15 protein-coding genes are annotated in these 15,790 nt (G+C 74.2%); 7 read left to right on the top strand and 8 right to left on the bottom strand.

All coding sequences use genetic code 11. The features are described 5' to 3' along the window. Positions 1 to 16: 16 nt before the first annotated feature. Positions 17 to 670: an aa3-type cytochrome oxidase subunit III gene (ctaE, locus tag ATJ88_RS10890; protein WP_098463841.1), complete on the bottom strand. Its 654-nt coding sequence runs from the start codon at positions 668 to 670 to the stop codon at positions 17 to 19. 202 nt (positions 671 to 872) lie between these two features. On the opposite strand from ctaE, the gene ATJ88_RS10885 reads away from it, so the two are divergent. Beyond that, entirely contained in the window at positions 873 to 1,265 is a 393-nt protein-coding gene (locus tag ATJ88_RS10885; RefSeq protein ID WP_098463840.1) for a response regulator, read from the top strand. A 131-nt stretch (positions 1,266 to 1,396) separates the two neighbouring features. Further along, on the top strand, positions 1,397 to 2,449 hold the full coding sequence (gene trpD / locus ATJ88_RS10880) for an anthranilate phosphoribosyltransferase (protein WP_098465286.1): 1,053 nt from the start codon (positions 1,397 to 1,399) through the stop codon (positions 2,447 to 2,449). Between the two features lie 13 nt (positions 2,450 to 2,462). On the opposite strand, the gene ATJ88_RS10875 is transcribed toward trpD, so the two are convergent. From ATJ88_RS10875 to ATJ88_RS10865, 3 genes are read right to left on the bottom strand one after another with little or no spacing between them, the layout of a single operon-like run. After that, a complete protein-coding gene (locus tag ATJ88_RS10875) occupies positions 2,463 to 2,744 on the bottom strand; it encodes an Lrp/AsnC family transcriptional regulator (RefSeq protein WP_098463839.1) in 282 nt (93 codons plus the stop codon). After that, positions 2,738 to 4,498 (bottom strand): DEDD exonuclease domain-containing protein, encoded by a 1,761-nt coding sequence (locus ATJ88_RS10870; RefSeq protein WP_098463838.1) that lies wholly within the window; start codon positions 4,496 to 4,498, stop codon positions 2,738 to 2,740. Before ATJ88_RS10870 ends, ATJ88_RS10875 begins: the two co-directional genes overlap by 7 nt. A gap of 46 nt (positions 4,499 to 4,544) precedes the next feature. Next, a complete protein-coding gene (locus ATJ88_RS10865; protein ID WP_098463837.1) occupies positions 4,545 to 6,347 on the bottom strand; it encodes an AMP-dependent synthetase/ligase in 1,803 nt (600 codons plus the stop codon). Between the two features lie 211 nt (positions 6,348 to 6,558). Here ATJ88_RS10865 and ATJ88_RS10860 point away from each other — a divergent pair, with 211 nt between their 5' ends. Next, entirely contained in the window at positions 6,559 to 7,503 is a 945-nt protein-coding gene (locus ATJ88_RS10860) for an ROK family glucokinase (RefSeq protein WP_098463836.1), read from the top strand. Between the two features lie 31 nt (positions 7,504 to 7,534). Here ATJ88_RS10860 and ATJ88_RS10855 read toward each other — a convergent pair whose 3' ends face one another. Next, the gene (locus ATJ88_RS10855) at positions 7,535 to 8,035 is read right to left on the bottom strand and encodes a hypothetical protein (RefSeq protein ID WP_098463835.1); all 501 of its coding nucleotides are present in this window, start codon (positions 8,033 to 8,035) and stop codon (positions 7,535 to 7,537) included. A 54-nt stretch (positions 8,036 to 8,089) separates the two neighbouring features. Between ATJ88_RS10855 and ATJ88_RS10850 the strand changes: the two genes are divergently transcribed. From ATJ88_RS10850 to ATJ88_RS10840, 3 genes are all read left to right on the top strand, one after another. Next, positions 8,090 to 8,815 (top strand): lysophospholipid acyltransferase family protein, encoded by a 726-nt coding sequence (locus ATJ88_RS10850; protein ID WP_170023600.1) that lies wholly within the window; start codon positions 8,090 to 8,092, stop codon positions 8,813 to 8,815. A gap of 154 nt (positions 8,816 to 8,969) precedes the next feature. Continuing rightward, positions 8,970 to 10,196, top strand: a complete 1,227-nt coding sequence (locus ATJ88_RS10845; protein WP_098463833.1) for a pyrophosphate--fructose-6-phosphate 1-phosphotransferase — start codon at positions 8,970 to 8,972, stop codon at positions 10,194 to 10,196. 13 nt (positions 10,197 to 10,209) lie between these two features. Continuing rightward, on the top strand, positions 10,210 to 11,574 hold the full coding sequence (locus ATJ88_RS10840) for a class II 3-deoxy-7-phosphoheptulonate synthase (RefSeq protein ID WP_098463832.1): 1,365 nt from the start codon (positions 10,210 to 10,212) through the stop codon (positions 11,572 to 11,574). An 18-nt stretch (positions 11,575 to 11,592) separates the two neighbouring features. Here ATJ88_RS10840 and pknB read toward each other — a convergent pair whose 3' ends face one another. Then, positions 11,593 to 13,605: a Stk1 family PASTA domain-containing Ser/Thr kinase gene (pknB, locus tag ATJ88_RS10835; protein WP_098463831.1), complete on the bottom strand. Its 2,013-nt coding sequence runs from the start codon at positions 13,603 to 13,605 to the stop codon at positions 11,593 to 11,595. 63 nt (positions 13,606 to 13,668) lie between these two features. On the opposite strand from pknB, the gene ATJ88_RS10830 reads away from it, so the two are divergent. After that, on the top strand, positions 13,669 to 14,049 hold the full coding sequence (locus ATJ88_RS10830) for an Rv2175c family DNA-binding protein (protein ID WP_098463830.1): 381 nt from the start codon (positions 13,669 to 13,671) through the stop codon (positions 14,047 to 14,049). Between the two features lie 33 nt (positions 14,050 to 14,082). On the opposite strand, the gene ATJ88_RS10825 is transcribed toward ATJ88_RS10830, so the two are convergent. Together ATJ88_RS10825 and ATJ88_RS10820 are read right to left on the bottom strand one after the other, a co-directional pair. After that, positions 14,083 to 15,186 (bottom strand): polyprenyl synthetase family protein, encoded by a 1,104-nt coding sequence (locus ATJ88_RS10825; RefSeq protein ID WP_098463829.1) that lies wholly within the window; start codon positions 15,184 to 15,186, stop codon positions 14,083 to 14,085. A gap of 54 nt (positions 15,187 to 15,240) precedes the next feature. Beyond that, positions 15,241 to 15,765: a hypothetical protein gene (locus ATJ88_RS10820; RefSeq protein ID WP_141538656.1), complete on the bottom strand. Its 525-nt coding sequence runs from the start codon at positions 15,763 to 15,765 to the stop codon at positions 15,241 to 15,243. Positions 15,766 to 15,790 lie beyond the last annotated feature (25 nt).

Raw genomic sequence — 15,790 nt, 5'->3', positions numbered from 1 at the left:
GTCGTCGGCCGGGGGATCACTTCAGGACGTAGATGACGGCGAACAGGAAGATCCAGACGACGTCGACGAAGTGCCAGTAGTAGGAGACCACGAGCCCGGTGGTGACCTCGTGGTGGGTGAACCGCTTGGCGTGGAAGGACCGGCCGAGCAGGAAGAGGAAGGCGATGAGGCCGCCGATGACGTGGAGGCCGTGGAAGCCGGTGGCCAGGTAGAAGACCGAGCCGTAGGCGCTGGACGACAGCGTCAGGCCGTGCTCGACGAGCTCGGCGTACTCGAAGATCTGACCGGCGACGAAGACGGCACCCATGATGTAGGTGAGCGTCATCCACTCGTTCATGCCCCACTGGCGCAGGTTCATCAGCGAACCGGTGCGCACGGGCTGGAACCGCTCGGCGGCGAACACGCCGAGCTGGCAGGTGACGGACGACAGCACGAGGATCGTCGTGTTGATGGCCGGGAAGACGAGCGAGACCGTGTCGGCCTGCGCCGCCCACTCCTCCTCCGGCATCACCGAGCGCACGGTGAAGTACATGGCGAAGAGGCCCGCGAAGAACATGAGCTCGCTCGCGAGCCAGACGATCGTCCCGACCGAGACGGGGTTCGGTCGGTTGACTGTCACGTGCTGGTGGGCGTGGGGGGCAGCAGCCGTTGCGGTCGACACAGCAGCCATTATGGCGGACGTGGGGCAGGTTCGAGGACCCGGGGAGGGCGGATCGTGGAGATCGCCCCCACAGAATCTGCAGAATCACGCTGCCCAGGACCTACTTGGTGACGGAACTCGTCGGAGTGCCAGGAAAAGACCACGCCGTGGTGCTGACCGAGGTGACGGTGCTGTGCCACGATGCCATGAAACGACGGCGAAGGGATGCTCGATGACGACCGGCCCGCGAGTCCTGCTCTACAGCGACGACCGCTCCGTGCGCGACCAGGTGCGGCTCGCCGTGGGGCCACGCCTGCGCGCAGGAGCGCCTGACGTCGTCTGGACGGAGGCGGCCACCGCGGCCGCCGTGGTCGACGCGGCGCACGCCCGGCGGTTCGACCTGCTCGTGCTCGACGGGGAGGCGGACAAGGCCGGCGGGATGGGCCTGTGCCGACAGCTCAAGAACGAGGTGTACGACTGCCCGCCCGTGCTGGTGCTCACGGCCCGCCCGGACGACGCGTGGCTGGCCTCCTGGTCGCTGGCGGACGCGGTGGTGTCGCGGCCGCTCGACGCCCTGGTCGTGCAGCGCGCCGTCGCGGACACCTTGGCGCAGCCCGCCGTCTGAGCCGGCGGCGAGACCGGTGGGTGCCGGGCGGGGCGAGTGGGCTACCGTGCGTCACGGACCGCCGGGTCCCGGCCGTGATCGTCCCCGACCGGTCGTCCCCGACCTGCGAAGCGAGGACCGTCGTGCCTGACATCGATCCCGCCGGGACCACCTGGCCCGGCCTGCTCACCGCGCTCATCGCCGGGCACGACCTCGGCGCCGAGCAGACGGCGTGGGCGATGGACCGGGTGATGTCCGGCGAGGTGTCGCCGGCCCGCCTCGCCGGGTTCCTCGTCGCGCTGCGCGCGAAGGGGGAGACGGCCGCCGAGCTGACGGGCCTGGCCGAGGCGATGCTCGCCCACGCCGTCCGCATCGAGGTCCCGGGGCCGACGGTGGACCTCGTGGGCACGGGCGGCGACCGCCACCACACCGTCAACATCTCGACGATGGCGGCCGTGGTCGTCGCGGGGACGGGCCTGCGCGTCGTCAAGCACGGCAACCGGGCCGCGTCGTCGTCGTCCGGCTCGGCCGACGTGCTGGAGGCGCTGGGCGTCCGGCTGGACCAGCCCGCGGAGCGCGTGGCCCGGATCGCGACGGAGGCCGGCATCACGTTCTGCTTCGCCGGGATGTTCCACCCGTCGATGCGGCACGCCGCGACGGCACGTGGCGAGCTGGGCGTCGCGACGGCCTTCAACTTCCTGGGGCCGCTGACGAACCCGGCCCAGCCGCGCGCCACGGCGGTCGGCTGCGCGGACGCCCGGATGGCTCCGCTGATGGCGGGCGTGTTCGCCGCCCGTGGTACGCGGGCCCTGGTGTTCCGGGGCGACGACGGACTCGACGAGCTCGCCGCGACCGGCGGCGCCACGGTGTGGGAGGTGCGCGACGGGTCGGTGACCGAGCAGCGTCTGGTCGCCACGGACCTCGGGCTGGCCCCGGTGTCGCTGGACGACCTGCGGGGTGCGGACGCCGCCTACAACGCGGGCGTGGCGCGGGACGTGCTGTCCGGCCGCGGGGCGGGCGCGGTGCGCGAGACGGTGCTCCTCAACGCGGCGGCGGCGCTGGTCGCGGACGGCACCCTGCCCGGCACGGGGGAGGGAACTCTCGCTGAGCGGCTCGCGGCCGGCCTGGGCCACGCCGCACGCAGCGTCGACGACGGTGCCGCGGCCGACGTGCTGGAGCGCTGGGTCGCCGCGACCGGGCGGTGAGCCCGGTGCCGCGTCAGTCGTCGAGCCCGAGCGCGAACGCCTGCTCGAGGTCGACCTTCGAGTAGGCGCGGAACGCGATGAGCGTCTCGGTCCGCAGCACGCCGGGGACCTTGCTGATGCCGTCGGCGATGACGTCGGCGAGGTCGCCGTGCTCACGCACCCGCACCATGGCGACGAGGTCGGCCTTGCCGGTGACGGAGTAGACCTCGCTGACGCCCGCGAGGTCCGTGACCTGCGTGGCGACCTCGGGGATGCGGTCGGGCGCGGTGTCGATGAGAACGATCGCGGTCAGCATGGGGCCATCGTATCGACGTCACCGCCCGTGGCCAGCGCCACCGCGGTGGTGACCTCGTCCAGGTCGGCGTGGGCGGCGGCGCCCCGGACCGGGCAGGTCCACGCGTCGCTGGCCGCGACGAGGCGGACGCCGGGCTCGTCGAGCCAGCGCAGCAGCAGGGCGGCCTCCTCGGGATGGCCGGCCGGAGCGGGCGGCGCGGGTGGCTCGACGACCTCGGCGGTGGCGCGCAACGCCTCCACGAGGGGCCAGGGGTCCTCGTCGGGTCCGCTGACGCCCGTGGCGGCGAGGCGGGCGTGCCGCACCACCACGACCTCCCAGCCGCCGGCGGCGGTCGGACGGGCTGCGACGAGCTCGCGGCACCGGCTCAGCGGGTCGAGCCGCTGCGACCGGTCGGCGGCCCGGACGAACGCCCGCAGTCGGGCGGTGACCTGTCCGGCCTCCTCGTAGCGTTCCTGCGCGGCGAGCCGGGCGACCCGGTCGGCGAGGGCCCGGACCACGGGACCGGGGTCGCCGGTGAGGACGTCGGCGGCCGCGGCGGCCACGGCGGCGTAGCCGTCGTCGGGTCCGGCCGTGGCGGTGCAGGGTGCGGAGCACCGCCCGAGGCCGGCGAGGGCGCACGGGCTGCGTCGCTCCGGGGCGACCCTCGGCAGGCGTTGCGTGCACTGGCGCAGCGGCAGCGCGTCGTGCACGGCGGCGACGGCGTCCTGGGCGGTGCGTCGCGACGTGAAGGGACCGATGTGCGGGGTGTCGCCCCGGACGTCCGTCACGACCGACAGCCGGGGGTAGGGCTCGTCGGTGAGGCGGACCCAGGTCTGCCGCTCGGGGTGCTTGGAGCGTCGGTTGTACCGCGGGGCGTGCTCGGCGATGAGGCGCAGCTCGCGGACCTGCGCCTCCAGCGGGGTCGCGCAGACGACCGGGGTGACGGCGTGGGCGATGCGCACCATCTCGGTGATGCGGCGTCGCTTCTCGGCGGCCGTGAAGTAGGAGCGGACGCGCTGGTGGATGTTCGTCGAGGTGCCGACGTACAGCACCTCGTCGTCCGGGCCGCGGAACAGGTAGACGCCCGGGGCGGCGGGCAGGCCGTCGGCGAGCGTGGCCTTGCGCCGCACGTCGGCGGGCACGGGGTCGGCCGCGGTGGCGAGGTCCTCCAGGTGCGTGACCCCCAGCGGCGCGAGGCGCTCGAGCAGCCCGTGGAGCACGTCGACGGTGGCGCGGGCGTCCGCCAGGGCCCGGTGCTCGGGCGAGGTGCGGGCGTGGAACAGGGTCGCCAGCGTGCTCAGCTTGTGGTTGCGGGCCTCGTCACGGGTGACGACCCGCCGGGCCAGCGGCAGGGTGTCCACGACCGCGAAGCCCGGCCAGGCGTAGTCCAGGGCGGCGCACGCGCTGCGCAGGAACCCGACGTCGAACGGTGCGTTGTGCGCCACGAGGACGGTGTCGCGGGCGAACTCGAGGAAGCTCGGCAGGACGAGCTCGATGCCGGGGGCCGTGGCGACCATGGCGGAGGTGATGCCGGTGAGGCGGGCGACGAACGCGGGGACGGGCCGGCCGGGGTTCACCAACGACTGGAACTCGCCGAGGACCTCGCCGCCGCGGACCTTGACCGCGCCGATCTCGGTGATCCCGGAGTCGTCGGCCCGGCTGCCCGTCGTCTCCAGGTCGACGACGACAAAGGTGACGTCCCGCAGCGGGGTGCCCAGGTCGGCGAACGAGAGCTGGACCCCGGGCCCGACGCCCGGGAGGGTGCTGCTGGACATGGCCGGGACGGTAGCCGGGGCCACCGACACCGTCCCGGCCCGGTGCTCAGCCCTGCGAGCGGGTGTCGCGGTAGAGCTCGTCGATCTCGGCGGCGAAGTCGGCGACGAACGCGTGGCGGCGCACCGACTGCTTCGGCGTGAGGTAGCCGTTCTCGATGGTGAGGTCGCCGGGCAGCACGCTGAACTTGCGGATCGACTCGGCCTTGGACACGGCCTCGTTGGCACGCGTGACGGCGGCGTCGAGCGCGGCGAGCACGTCGGGGTCGTCCTTGGCCTGCTCGGCCGTCATCTCCGGCTTGCCGTGCATCTTGAGCCAGCCGGGCAGACCCTCGGCGTCGAGGGTGATCAGGGCGCCGATGAACGGCCGGTTGTCGCCGACGACGACGCACTGGCTGACGAGGGCGTGCGCGCGGATGCGGTCCTCGAGGAGGGCCGGGGCGACGTTCTTGCCGCCCGCGGTCACGATGATCTCCTTCTTGCGCCCGGTGATCGACAGGAAGCCGTCGTCGTCGATCCTGCCGAGGTCGCCCGTGCGGAACCAGCCGTCGTCGAACGCCTCGGCGGTGGCCTCGGGGTTGTTGTGGTACCCGCGGAAGACCTGGATGCCCTGGAGCTGGATCTCGCCGTCCGCGGCGATGCGGGCGCTGCACCCGGGCAGCTGGAGGCCCACGGAGCCGATGCGGTTCGAGGCGGGCCGGTTGACGCTCGTGGGCGCGGTGGACTCCGTGAGGCCGTACCCCTCGAGGACGGTGAGGCCGATGCCGCGGAAGAAGTGGCCGAGGCGTTCACCGAGCGGGCCGCCGCCTGAGACTGCGTATCGCGCCTCGCCGCCGAGGGCGCCGACGAGCTTGGCGTAGACGAGCTTCCCGGCGACGGCGTGCTGCAGGTTCAGCCAGAGGGAGGGGCCGCCGGTGTCCTGGGCGCGCGACCAGGCGATGGCCGTCGCCGTGGCCCAGTGGAAGATCTTCAGCTTGCCGCCCGCGGCGGCCTTCTGCTCCGCCGAGTTGTAGACCTTCTCGAAGACGCGCGGCACCGCGAGGATGTAGGTCGGCTTGAACTCGCCGAGGCCCGTGGTGACCGTCTTGATGTTGTCCCAGTGCCCGAGCACGGTGCCGCCGGAGATCGCGAGGACCTCGATGAACCGGGCGAAGACGTGCGCCAGCGGGAGGAACAGCAGCGTGCGGCCGCCGGCCGAGAAGACCTCGGGGACCGCGAGCACGGCGTTGGCCGTGAGGCTCGCGAAGTTGCCGTGGGTGAGCTGTGCGCCCTTGGGGCGGCCGGTCGTACCGGACGTGTAGATGATCGTCGCGACGTCGTCGAGGCCGGCAAGCGCGCGGCGGCGCGCGATCTCGGCGTCGTCGACGTCGGCGCCCGCGGCGACGAGGCGCTCGACGGCGCCGTCCTCCAGGGACAGGACCTCGCCCAGCGAGGGCGCCGCCGGGCGGGCCTTCTCGACGAGCTCGACGAGCTCGGCGGTCTCGGCGACGAGGAGGCGGACCCCGGCGTCGCTGACGATCCACTCGACCTGCTCGGCGGAGCTGGTCTCGTAGACCGGGACCGGGACGGCGCCGGCGGCCCAGGCGGCGAAGTCCAGCAGCGTCCACTCGTAGCGGGTGCGCGACATGATGCCGACCGGGTCGCCCGGTTCGACGCCGAGCGCGACCAGTCCCTTGGCCACGGCGACGACCTGCTCGTCGAACTCGCGACCGCTGACGGACTCCCAGCGTCCGTCGACGACCCGCTCGATCACCGTCCCGGCGGGGTCCTGGGCGACGCGGGTCGCGAGGACGTCGTTGACGTTCGACGCGGGGGGAAGCTCCACGAGGGGTGGAACGGTGATCTCGTCCATGCTGACTCCAGTGGCAGGGTCCGTCGGTGGGCGTCACGATACCGGGTCGCAGGGGTGCTGCGGCACCGTCCGGCGAGGGGTCCGGCGGCCGTTCGTGCAGGGCACCTGGAGGTCGGTAGGCTGTGCAGGGCGCGCGGGTCGCGCCGTTTCCCTGCGTCGGCGCGGCGATGTGGTCCGCCCGGCGTCCCGTGAGCGAACGTGAGGTTGACGCATGCACGCCATCGGAGTCGACATCGGCGGCACCAAGATCGCGGTCGGTGTCGTGGACGAGTCGGGCCGGATCCTGGCCAAGGTCCGGCGCGAGACCACCGCCGACGACGTCGACAGCATCGACCGGGCGATCGCCGACGCGTGCAACGAGCTGACGAAGGAGCACCAGGTCGGTGCGATCGGCCTCGCGGCCGCAGGCTTCGTGTCGCCGGACCGCACCTCGGTGCAGTTCGCGCCGAACATCGCCTGGCGCGACCACCCCCTGGCGCAGCGGGTGAAGGACCTCGTGGACGTCGACGTCCCCGTCGTCGTGGAGAACGACGCGAACGCCGCCGGCTGGGCGGAGTTCCGGTTCGGCGCGGGCCGGGCCGCGACGGACATGATCATGCTGACCGTCGGCACCGGCCTCGGCGGCGCGGTCGTCGTGGACCGCGAGCTGGTGCGCGGCAAGTGGGGCGTCGCCGCGGAGGTCGGCCACATGCGGGTCGTCCCGGGCGGCCACTACTGCGGGTGCGGGCACGAGGGCTGCTGGGAGCAGTACGCGTCCGGCAGCGCGCTGGTGCGCGACGCCCGTCACGCGGTGATCGCGCAGCCCGCGCGGGCGCAGCGCCTCCTCGAGCTCGCGGGCGGTGACGTCGACGGCATCCGCGGTCCGCACGTCACGCAGGCCGCCCAGGAGGGCGACGCCCTGTCGGTCGAGCTCCTGGCGACCCTCGGCCGCTGGATCGGTGAGGGTGCCGCGTCGGTCGCGGCGCTGCTCGACCCCGAGCTGTTCGTCATCGGCGGCGGCGTCGGCGCGGCGGGCGACCTGCTCCTGCTCCCCGTGCGCAAGGCGTACCAGGCGCAGCTGTCCGCCCTGGGGCACCGGCCGGAGGCGCAGATCGAGCTCGCCGAGCACGGCAACGAGGCGGGCATCGTCGGCGCGGCGGACCTGGCCCGCCGCTGACCGTGGCACGCAGGGAGGGCGTGCCCGCGGCTCAGACGACGGCGCCGGGATCGGTGTCGTCCGGGTCGCGTCGGTGGGGCATCCGCCACACGAGCACGCCCACCCCCGCGAGGAAGAGGGCGCCGAGGGTCGGCGTCAGCCAGCCCGGCACGGTGAAGGTCGGGACGAACGCGCCCACCACGACGCGGAGCACCAGCAGGAGCGGGACCGCCACGACGACCGTCCACGCCAGGCTGGTCAGCGGCTCGCGGTCGGTGATCGGCCCGGGGTCGGGCGGCACGAAGTGCGTGGCATGCTCCTCGAGGGCGGCGTCCTCGGGCGTGGTGGGCCAGTCCCGCGGCCCGCTGGCGGGAGCGGTCCCGGGGGCGTCCTGCGCCGTCGGCGAGCCGCCGTCGACGGGGTCCGGCACGCGCGGGAGGTCGCCCTCCGGCTCCTGCAGGTCTCCGAGACGTGCGACGATGTCGGACCAGCGGGCGTCGACGTCCGCGTCCGGCAGGTCGTCCGGGTCCGCGCCGCGGTCGATGGGGGCCATGGGACCACTCTATTGTCGTGGACGTCGCGAGGAGGACGGTTGTTCTACTGGGTCATGAGGCACGTGCTGGCCGGGCCGTTGCTGCGCCTGGCCTTCCGGCCGTGGACCAAGGGGCTGGAGAACGTGCCGTCCGAGGGCGGGGCGATCCTGGCCTCCAACCACCTGGCCGTCATCGACTCGTTCGTGCTGCCGATCGTGCTGGACCGGCAGGTGAAGTTCCTCGGCAAGTCGGACTACTTCACGGGGCGGGGCCTGCGCGGCCGGGTCGTGGCCGGGTTCATGCGCGGCGTGGGCACGATCCCCGTCGACCGGTCGGGCGGCAAGGCGAGCGAGGCGGCGCTGCACACCGGCCTGCGCGTGCTGTCCGACGGTGACCTGTTCGGGATCTACCCGGAGGGCACCCGCAGCCCGGACGGGCGGCTGTACCGCGGCAAGACGGGCGTGGCGCGGCTGGCGCTGGAGTCGGGGGCGCCGGTCGTCCCGGTGGCGATGATCGGCACCGACGTCGCGCAGCCGCTGGGCCGGGTGGTCCCGAAGCCGATGTCGATCGGGGTCGTCCTGGGCGAGCCCCTGGACTTCAGCCGCTACCAGGGGATGGAGAACGACCGCTTCGTGCTGCGCGCGGTCGCCGACGAGATCATGTACGCGATCCGGCGGCTCAGCGAGCAGGAGTACGTGGACGTCTACGCCGCGACCATGAAGGCGCGGCTGGCCGCCGGTCGCGCGGCGAAGGACGCCGACGGCGGCGCGGGGGCACCGGGCGCGACGCCCGGGGCCTGACCCGGTCCGGGGGCGACCCGCGGGTGCCGGTCCGGCCTCGCCGGTCGCCCGGTGGGACGCACCGCGGCCGTGGTGTGGACGGCGGTGCCGGGCGGTGCGGACTGAACCTAGGATGGGAGGGCTGTTCGTCCCCCACCGAGAGGTAGTACCCGTCATGTCGGTTCGTCGCGTGGCACTCCTGACCGCCGGCGGCTTCGCGCCCTGCCTGTCCTCCGCCGTCGGCGGACTCATCGAGCGGTACACGGAGCTCGACCCGTCGATCGAGATCATCGCCTACCAGTACGGCTACCACGGTCTGCTCACCGGCACGAAGATCGTGATCGACGCCGAGGGTCGCCGCCAGGCCGGCGTCCTGCACCGCTTCGGCGGCTCGCCGATCGGCAACTCGCGCGTGAAGCTGACGAACGCCGCGGACTGCGTCAAGCGCGGTCTGGTGTCCGAGGGCCAGGACCCGCTGCACGTGGCCGCCGAGCAGCTCAAGGCCGACGGCGTCGACGTCCTGCACACCATCGGCGGCGACGACACCAACACGACCGCGGCCGACCTGGCCGCGTTCCTGCACGAGAACGACTACGAGCTGACGGTCGTGGGCCTGCCCAAGACGATCGACAACGACGTGGTGCCGATCCGCCAGTCGCTCGGCGCGTGGACCGCGGCCGAGGAGGCCGCCGGGTTCGCCGCGAACGTCATCGGCGAGCACCGGTCGGGCCCGCGCATGCTCATCGTGCACGAGGTCATGGGCCGGCACTGCGGCTGGCTGACCGCCGCCGCGGCCAAGGAGTACCGCAAGTGGCTCGACGCGCAGGAGTGGGCCCCGGCCCTCGGCCTGACCCGAGAGCGCTGGGACGTGCACGCGGTGTTCCTGCCCGAGCTCGCGATCGACATCGACGCCGAGGCGGAGCGCCTCACGGCGATCATGGACTCCCAGGGCAACGTCAACATCTTCCTGTCGGAGGGTGCGGGCATGCACGAGATCGTCGCGCAGCTCGAGGCGTCCGGCGAGGAGGTCCAGCGCGACCCGTTCGGCCACGTCAAGCTCGACACGATCAACCCGGGCCAGTGGTTCGCGAAGCAGTTCGCGGAGAAGCTGGGCGCCGAGAAGGTCATGGTCCAGAAGTCCGGCTACTACTCGCGCGCCGCCGCGGCGAACGCGGAGGACCTGCGCCTCATCAAGTCGATGACGGACCTCGCGGTGGACTGCGCGCTGCGCGGCGAGCCGGGCGTCATCGGCCACGACGAGGAGGACGGCGACCGTCTCAAGGCGATCGCGTTCCCGCGCATCGCCGGCGGCAAGGCGTTCGACGTGCACACGGAGTGGTTCGGCGAGCTGCTGGCCGGCATCGGCCAGCCGCTGGTCCCGGCCGCGCCCGCCGAGCACTGAGGGGACGGGCACCATGAGCAGCGCGGTCGACGTCGTCGCCCCGGGGACCGACCCCGACGGGCTGGACCGGTTCCGCGACCTCGTCGCGCTCCAGCAGCCGACCTGGCCGGACGCGGACGCCATCGCGGCGGTCGCGGCCCGGCTGTCGGTCGCGGCGCCGCTCGTGGTGCCCGCCGAGGCGGACACCCTCACGGAACGTCTCGCCGCGGCCGGCCGCGGCGAGGCGTTCCTCCTGCAGGGCGGGGACTGCGCGGAGACGTTCGCGGACGCGAACGCGACCCGTATCCGCAACAAGGTCCGCACCATCCTGCAGATGGCCGTCATCCTCACCCACGGTGCGAGCACGCCCGTGGTGAAGATGGGCCGCCTCGCCGGGCAGTACGCCAAGCCGCGCTCGTCCGACACCGAGACCCGCGACGGCGTCACCCTGCCCTGCTACCGGGGCGACATGATCAACGGCCACCCGTTCACCCCGGAGTCCCGGGTCCCGGACCCGGCCCGCCTGGAGCAGGCCTACCGGATCTCGGCGGCCACCGCGAACGTCGTGCGGGCGTTCACGCGCGGCGGCTACGCCGACCTGCGCCGCGTGCACGAGTGGAACCGCGGGTTCATGCAGAACCCCGCCTACGCGCGCTACGAGCGCACCGCCACGGAGATCGACCGCGCGATCCGGTTCATGGACGCGTGCGGGGCGGACTTCGACGCCCTGCGCACCGTGGAGTTCTTCCTCAGCCACGAGGCGCTGGTGCTCGACTACGAGCGGGCGCTGACGCGGGTCGACCCGCGCACCGGTCGCCCGTACGACACGAGCGCGCACTTCCTGTGGATCGGGGAGCGCACCCGCCACCTCGACGGCGCGCACGTCGAGTTCCTGTCGCGGGTCGCCAACCCGGTGGGGGTCAAGCTCGGTCCGACGACGACCGCGGACGACGCGCTCGCGCTCGCACAGCGCCTCAACCCGGACAACACGCCGGGCCGGCTGACGTTCATCACCCGCATGGGGGCGTCGCGCGTGCGTGACGTGCTGCCCGAGGTCGTCGCGAAGGTGACGGCCGCCGGGGTGGCGGTCACGTGGGTGACGGACCCGATGCACGGGAACACGATCACGTCGGAGAGCGGCTTCAAGACGCGTCGCTTCACGGACGTGCTCGACGAGGTCACGGGGTTCTTCGAGGTGCACCGCGAGCTCGGCACCGTGCCCGGCGGCCTGCACATGGAGCTCACCGGCGACGACGTCACCGAGGTGCTGGGCGGCAGCGAGGAGATCTCCGACGAGGGGCTCGCGCTGCGCTACGAGACGCTGGTCGACCCGCGCCTGAACCACCAGCAGTCGCTGGAGACGGCGTTCCAGGTCGCGGAGATGCTCACCCGGCGGTGAGGGTTCCCGGCCCGTCGCTCACCAGACCGTCAGGGTGACGGTGCTCCCCTCGGGGGCCTTGCCGTCGACGTCCTGGAACCGGACGGTGTCGAGCAGGCCCCCGAGGTAGCGGTTCACCTCGACGTCGAACCCGGCGTCGACGAGGGCGTCGGTGGCCTCCTGCTCGGACATCCCGACGACGTCGGGCACGGCCACCTCGCGCGGCCCGGCGGACAGGGTGAGCGTGATGGTGTCGGTGCGCACCGCGTCGCTGCCCTGCTCGGGGTCCTGGCGCAGCACGTTCCCTTCGGCGACGTCGGTGGAGTGCTCCGGGTCGGCATAGTCGACGCGCAGCCCGGCGGCGGCGAGGTCGCCCTCGGCGTCCTCCTGCGAGCGGCCGACGACCTGGGGGACCTGCACGGGCGCGGGCCCCTGGGAGACGGTGAGCCGCACCGCGGTGTCGTGCGGCTGGGTCGAGCCCTCCTTCACGGACACCTCGAGGACCTCGCCGCGCGGCGCCTCGTCGTCGTACGCGCCGCTGGACGGCCCGACGGTGAACCCGGCGTCGGCGAGCGCGGCCTCGGCGTCGTCCTGCGCGGACCCGACGAGCCCGGCCGGGACGGTGAGCATCTCGACGCCGAGCGAGACGACGAGGGTGACGACGCCGTCGCGGCGGACGGGCTCGCCCGTGCCGGGCTCGGTGCTGACGACCTCACCCGCGGCGACGTCGTCGTGGTACGTCTCGGTGGTGCGCCCCCCGAGACCGGCACGGTCGAGCCGGGTCTCGGCGTCCTGCACGGCGGCACCCACGAGGCCCGTGGGCACGTCGGTCCACGCTCCGGGCCCGTCGGTGAACCACCACCAGCCGCCGACGCCGCCCCCCGCCAGGGTGACGAGCACGCACACCCAGGCCACCACGACGCGCCCGCGCCGGCGGCGGCGCACCGGGGTCTCCGCGGGCAGGGCGGTGGTGGGTTCGGCCACGAGGTGCTCCGTGACCTGCCCGGTCGTGGCGACGTCGGCGAAGAACGCGGCCGGGATCTCGTCCACGTCGTCCGCGCTGGCCGCACCCGCCGCACCCGCCGGTGCGGCGGGCGCCTCGGTGCCGGGGCCCGGCGCGTCCGGGCCGTCCGCGCCGTCGGCGGGCGCGGGCCCGGCGGGACCGGCACCGGGGACCGCGGCCCGTGCGAGCACGTCGTCGGCGAGGCTGGCGCGCAGCGCGCGCAGGGCGGCGAGCGCGGCACCGGCGTGGGCCGGGCGGCGGGCGGCGTCGCGCGCGGTGAACGAGGCGACGAGCGCGTCGACCTCGGCCGGCAGCCACGGGACGCGCACCGACGGGGGCGGCAGGTCCTCGTGGACGTGCCGGAACGCGACCTGGACCGGCGTCTCCCCGGGGTAGGGGAGCGTGCCGGTGAGCATCTCGTGCAGCAGGACGCCCACGGCGTAGACGTCGGTGGCGGGCGTGCACCCGCCCGACGTGATGACCTCGGGCGCGAGGTAGGCGACCGTGCCGAGGATGGTGCCGGTCGCGGTCGACGTGACCTCGGTGACGGCCCGCGCCAGCCCGAAGTCCGCGACCTTGACGCGGTCCTCGTCGTCGACGAGCACGTTCTCCGGCTTGACGTCGCGGTGCACCAGGCCCACCCGGTGGGCGGCGCCGAGCGCGGCCAGCACCTGGACGGTGACGTCGAGGGCGCGGCCGACCGGCAGAGGGCCGTCGCGCAGCTCGGAGCGCAGGTTGTGGCCCGGCACGTACTCCATGGTCAGGTAGCTGGTGTCGCCGTCGACGCCCTGGTCGAACACCGCGACGACCCCGGGGTGGGACAGGCGGGCCGAGGCCCGCGCCTCGCGCCGGAACCGCGACACGAAGCTCGCCCCGTCCACGCCCTCGGCGAGGTGCGGGTGCATGATCTTCACCGCGACCTCGCGGCCCAGGCGGCGGTCGCGGGCCCGGTAGACCGTCGCCATCCCGCCGCGGGCCACGCGCGCGACGATCTCGTACCGCCCGTCGACCAGGCGGCCGAGCTGGGGGTCAGTCGTCGTGGTGGCCACGGGGGGATTCTATTTCGCCGTCCCCGCGTCGGCCCGCAGGCCGGGCCGACTAGGCTGGCGGGCGTGAACGACATCCACGAGAGCACCCTGGACGACCTCGTCGGCGACTGGCTGACCCTGCCGGACGTCGCCGACGTCCTCGACCTCGAGATCCGCCGGGTGCGGGGCCTGGTGGCCGACCGTCACCTGCTCGGCGTCAAGCGGGGTGAGCGCACGACGTTCCAGGTCCCCGCGGCGTTCCTCGTCACCACCGACGACGGCACCCACGTGCTGGAGACCCTGCGCGGTACCGCGACCCTGCTGCAGGACGCCGGGTTCGACGACGCCGAGGCCCTGCGGTGGCTGTTCACCGGGCAGGACACGCTCGGCGGCGAGACGCCCGTGGCCGCGATGCGGGCCGGTCGCCGGGCCGAGGTGCGCCGCCTCGCGCAGGCGCTGGCCTGACGAGGCCGCACCACCGGGTGGTCGGCGCGCCGCTCAGGCGTGCCGGTCCACCGCCAGGCGGGCCAGCGCGGTGAGCACCGGACGCCCGTCCTCGGTGAGGTCGGCCGCCGCCAGGGCGTCCAGCGCCTCGTCCGCGAGGGAGTCGATGAGCTTCTCGACGCCCGCGAGGGCACCGGAGTCCACGACGAGGGCGCGCAGCGTGCGCACGTCGTCGGGCGTGAGGTCGGGGTCGCCGAGCCGGGCGGTCAGCGTCCGGCGCGAGGCGTCGTCGCCTGCCGCCAGGGTGCGGGCCACCAGGACGGTGTGCTTGCCCTCGCGCAGGTCGTCGCCGGCGGGCTTGCCGGTGACGGCGGGGTCCCCGAACACCCCCAGCACGTCGTCGCGCAGCTGGAACGCCTCGCCGAGCGGCAGCCCGGCGGCGCTCATGGCGGCCACGGCGTCGTCCCCGGCGCCGGCGAGGACCGCGCCGAGGACCAGCGGACGCTCCACGGAGTAGCGGGCCGACTTGGCGCGCAGCACGGTGCGGGCCCGCGCCTCGTCCGCGGCCGGGTCGAGACCCCACGGCTCGGCCTGGACGAGCACGTCCAGGTACTGGCCGACGACGACCTCGCTCGTCATCGCGTCGAACAGGTCGCGCGCGGCGCGGGCGACGTCGGCCGGCAGGACGTCGAGGGCGGCGGCGGCCTCGCGGTGCGCGGCGACGAGGCACAGGTCGCCGAGGAGGATGGCGGCCGCCACCCCGAACCGGTCCGCGTCCCCGGTCCACCCGCGCTCCGCGTGGCGGGCGGCGAACACCCGGTGCGCGGTCGGCAGCCCGCGGCGCGTGTCGGAGGCGTCCATGACGTCGTCGTGCAGCAGCGCCGCGGCCTGGAACAGCTCGAGGGCCGCCCCCATGCGGACCACGGCGTCCCGCTGCGTGCCGGACGCGGCCCCGCCGTGCGCACGGAACGACCAGTAGCAGAACGCGGCCCGCAGCCGCTTGCCGCCCGCGAGGAGCGTGGCGACCTGCTCGGTCATGGCGGTGGTACCGGGTCCGGTGGCGGCGACCTCGGCGGCGAGGCGGTCCAGGTGGGCACCGAGGGCGGCGTCGACGTCGGGGCGGAGGTTCTCCTGGTCGACCAGGGGAGCGGCAGGCATGCGGACAGCCTAGGTGCTGGACGGGGTGCGTCCGCGCGGCGCCCGGCGGGTGCGTCAGCCCTCGGTCGGGGCGACCGTGCCGGAGACCGTCACGAGGCGTCGCTCGCCGTCGTCGAGGACCCCGACGTGCACGGACTCCACGACGGTCGCCTTCTTCCGGGTGGTGGTGCGGGTGAAGACGGTCTGCGCGGCCAGCGCGGAACCGTCGCCCCCGCCCGCCTCCTCGAACCCCGCGGCGTCGAGCCGCTCGGCGTACTGCCGCACGATCTTGCGGGTGCCGAGCCCGGTCGCCAGGTTGAGCGACACGTCCACGAGGCCGTCGCGCGGCGCGGCCGAGCTCGCCAGGACGGTCGCGTCGTCCGGGCCGGCCAGCAGGTCCACGGGGAAGCCCGGTGCGTAGCCGCCCACGGTGCTGGCCGCGTCGAAGGTGGGCAGCGCGGTGGGGGAGGACGCGGCGGGCGAGGGCGCCGCGGCGTCGGGCGACGGCGCGGCGGACGGCTGGCAGCCGACGAGGACCGGTGCGAGGGCGACCAGCGCGGCGGCCACGAGAGTCGTCGGGCGAGGTCGGGACACGGGCACGGGTCCACGGTAGCGTCCCGCCGTC

Source organism: Isoptericola jiangsuensis (assembly GCF_002563715.1).
Taxonomy (GTDB): Bacteria; Actinomycetota; Actinomycetes; order Actinomycetales; family Cellulomonadaceae; genus Isoptericola; species Isoptericola jiangsuensis.
The sequence above is the reverse complement of the archived record's forward strand: the minus strand, read 5'-3'. Positions and strand labels throughout refer to the sequence as shown.

Bases quoted from the DNA above. Each gene is read 5' to 3' on its own strand.
- ATJ88_RS10875 (WP_098463839.1), bottom strand. From the start codon at position 2,744: ATGCTGACCGCGATCGTTCTCATCGACACCGCGCCCGACCGCATCCCC.
- ATJ88_RS10860 (WP_098463836.1), top strand. From the start codon at position 6,559: ATGCACGCCATCGGAGTCGACATCGGCGGCACCAAGATCGCGGTCGGT.
- ATJ88_RS10865 (WP_098463837.1), bottom strand. From the start codon at position 6,347: ATGGACGAGATCACCGTTCCACCCCTCGTGGAGCTTCCCCCCGCGTCG.
- ATJ88_RS10885 (WP_098463840.1), top strand. From the start codon at position 873: ATGACGACCGGCCCGCGAGTCCTGCTCTACAGCGACGACCGCTCCGTG.
- ATJ88_RS10855 (WP_098463835.1), bottom strand. From the start codon at position 8,035: ATGGCCCCCATCGACCGCGGCGCGGACCCGGACGACCTGCCGGACGCG.
- ctaE (WP_098463841.1), bottom strand. From the start codon at position 670: ATGGCTGCTGTGTCGACCGCAACGGCTGCTGCCCCCCACGCCCACCAG.
- ATJ88_RS10850 (WP_170023600.1), top strand. From the start codon at position 8,090: ATGAGGCACGTGCTGGCCGGGCCGTTGCTGCGCCTGGCCTTCCGGCCG.
- ATJ88_RS10845 (WP_098463833.1), top strand. From the start codon at position 8,970: ATGTCGGTTCGTCGCGTGGCACTCCTGACCGCCGGCGGCTTCGCGCCC.
- ATJ88_RS10870 (WP_098463838.1), bottom strand. From the start codon at position 4,498: ATGTCCAGCAGCACCCTCCCGGGCGTCGGGCCCGGGGTCCAGCTCTCG.
- ATJ88_RS10840 (WP_098463832.1), top strand. From the start codon at position 10,210: ATGAGCAGCGCGGTCGACGTCGTCGCCCCGGGGACCGACCCCGACGGG.
- ATJ88_RS10825 (WP_098463829.1), bottom strand. From the start codon at position 15,186: ATGCCTGCCGCTCCCCTGGTCGACCAGGAGAACCTCCGCCCCGACGTC.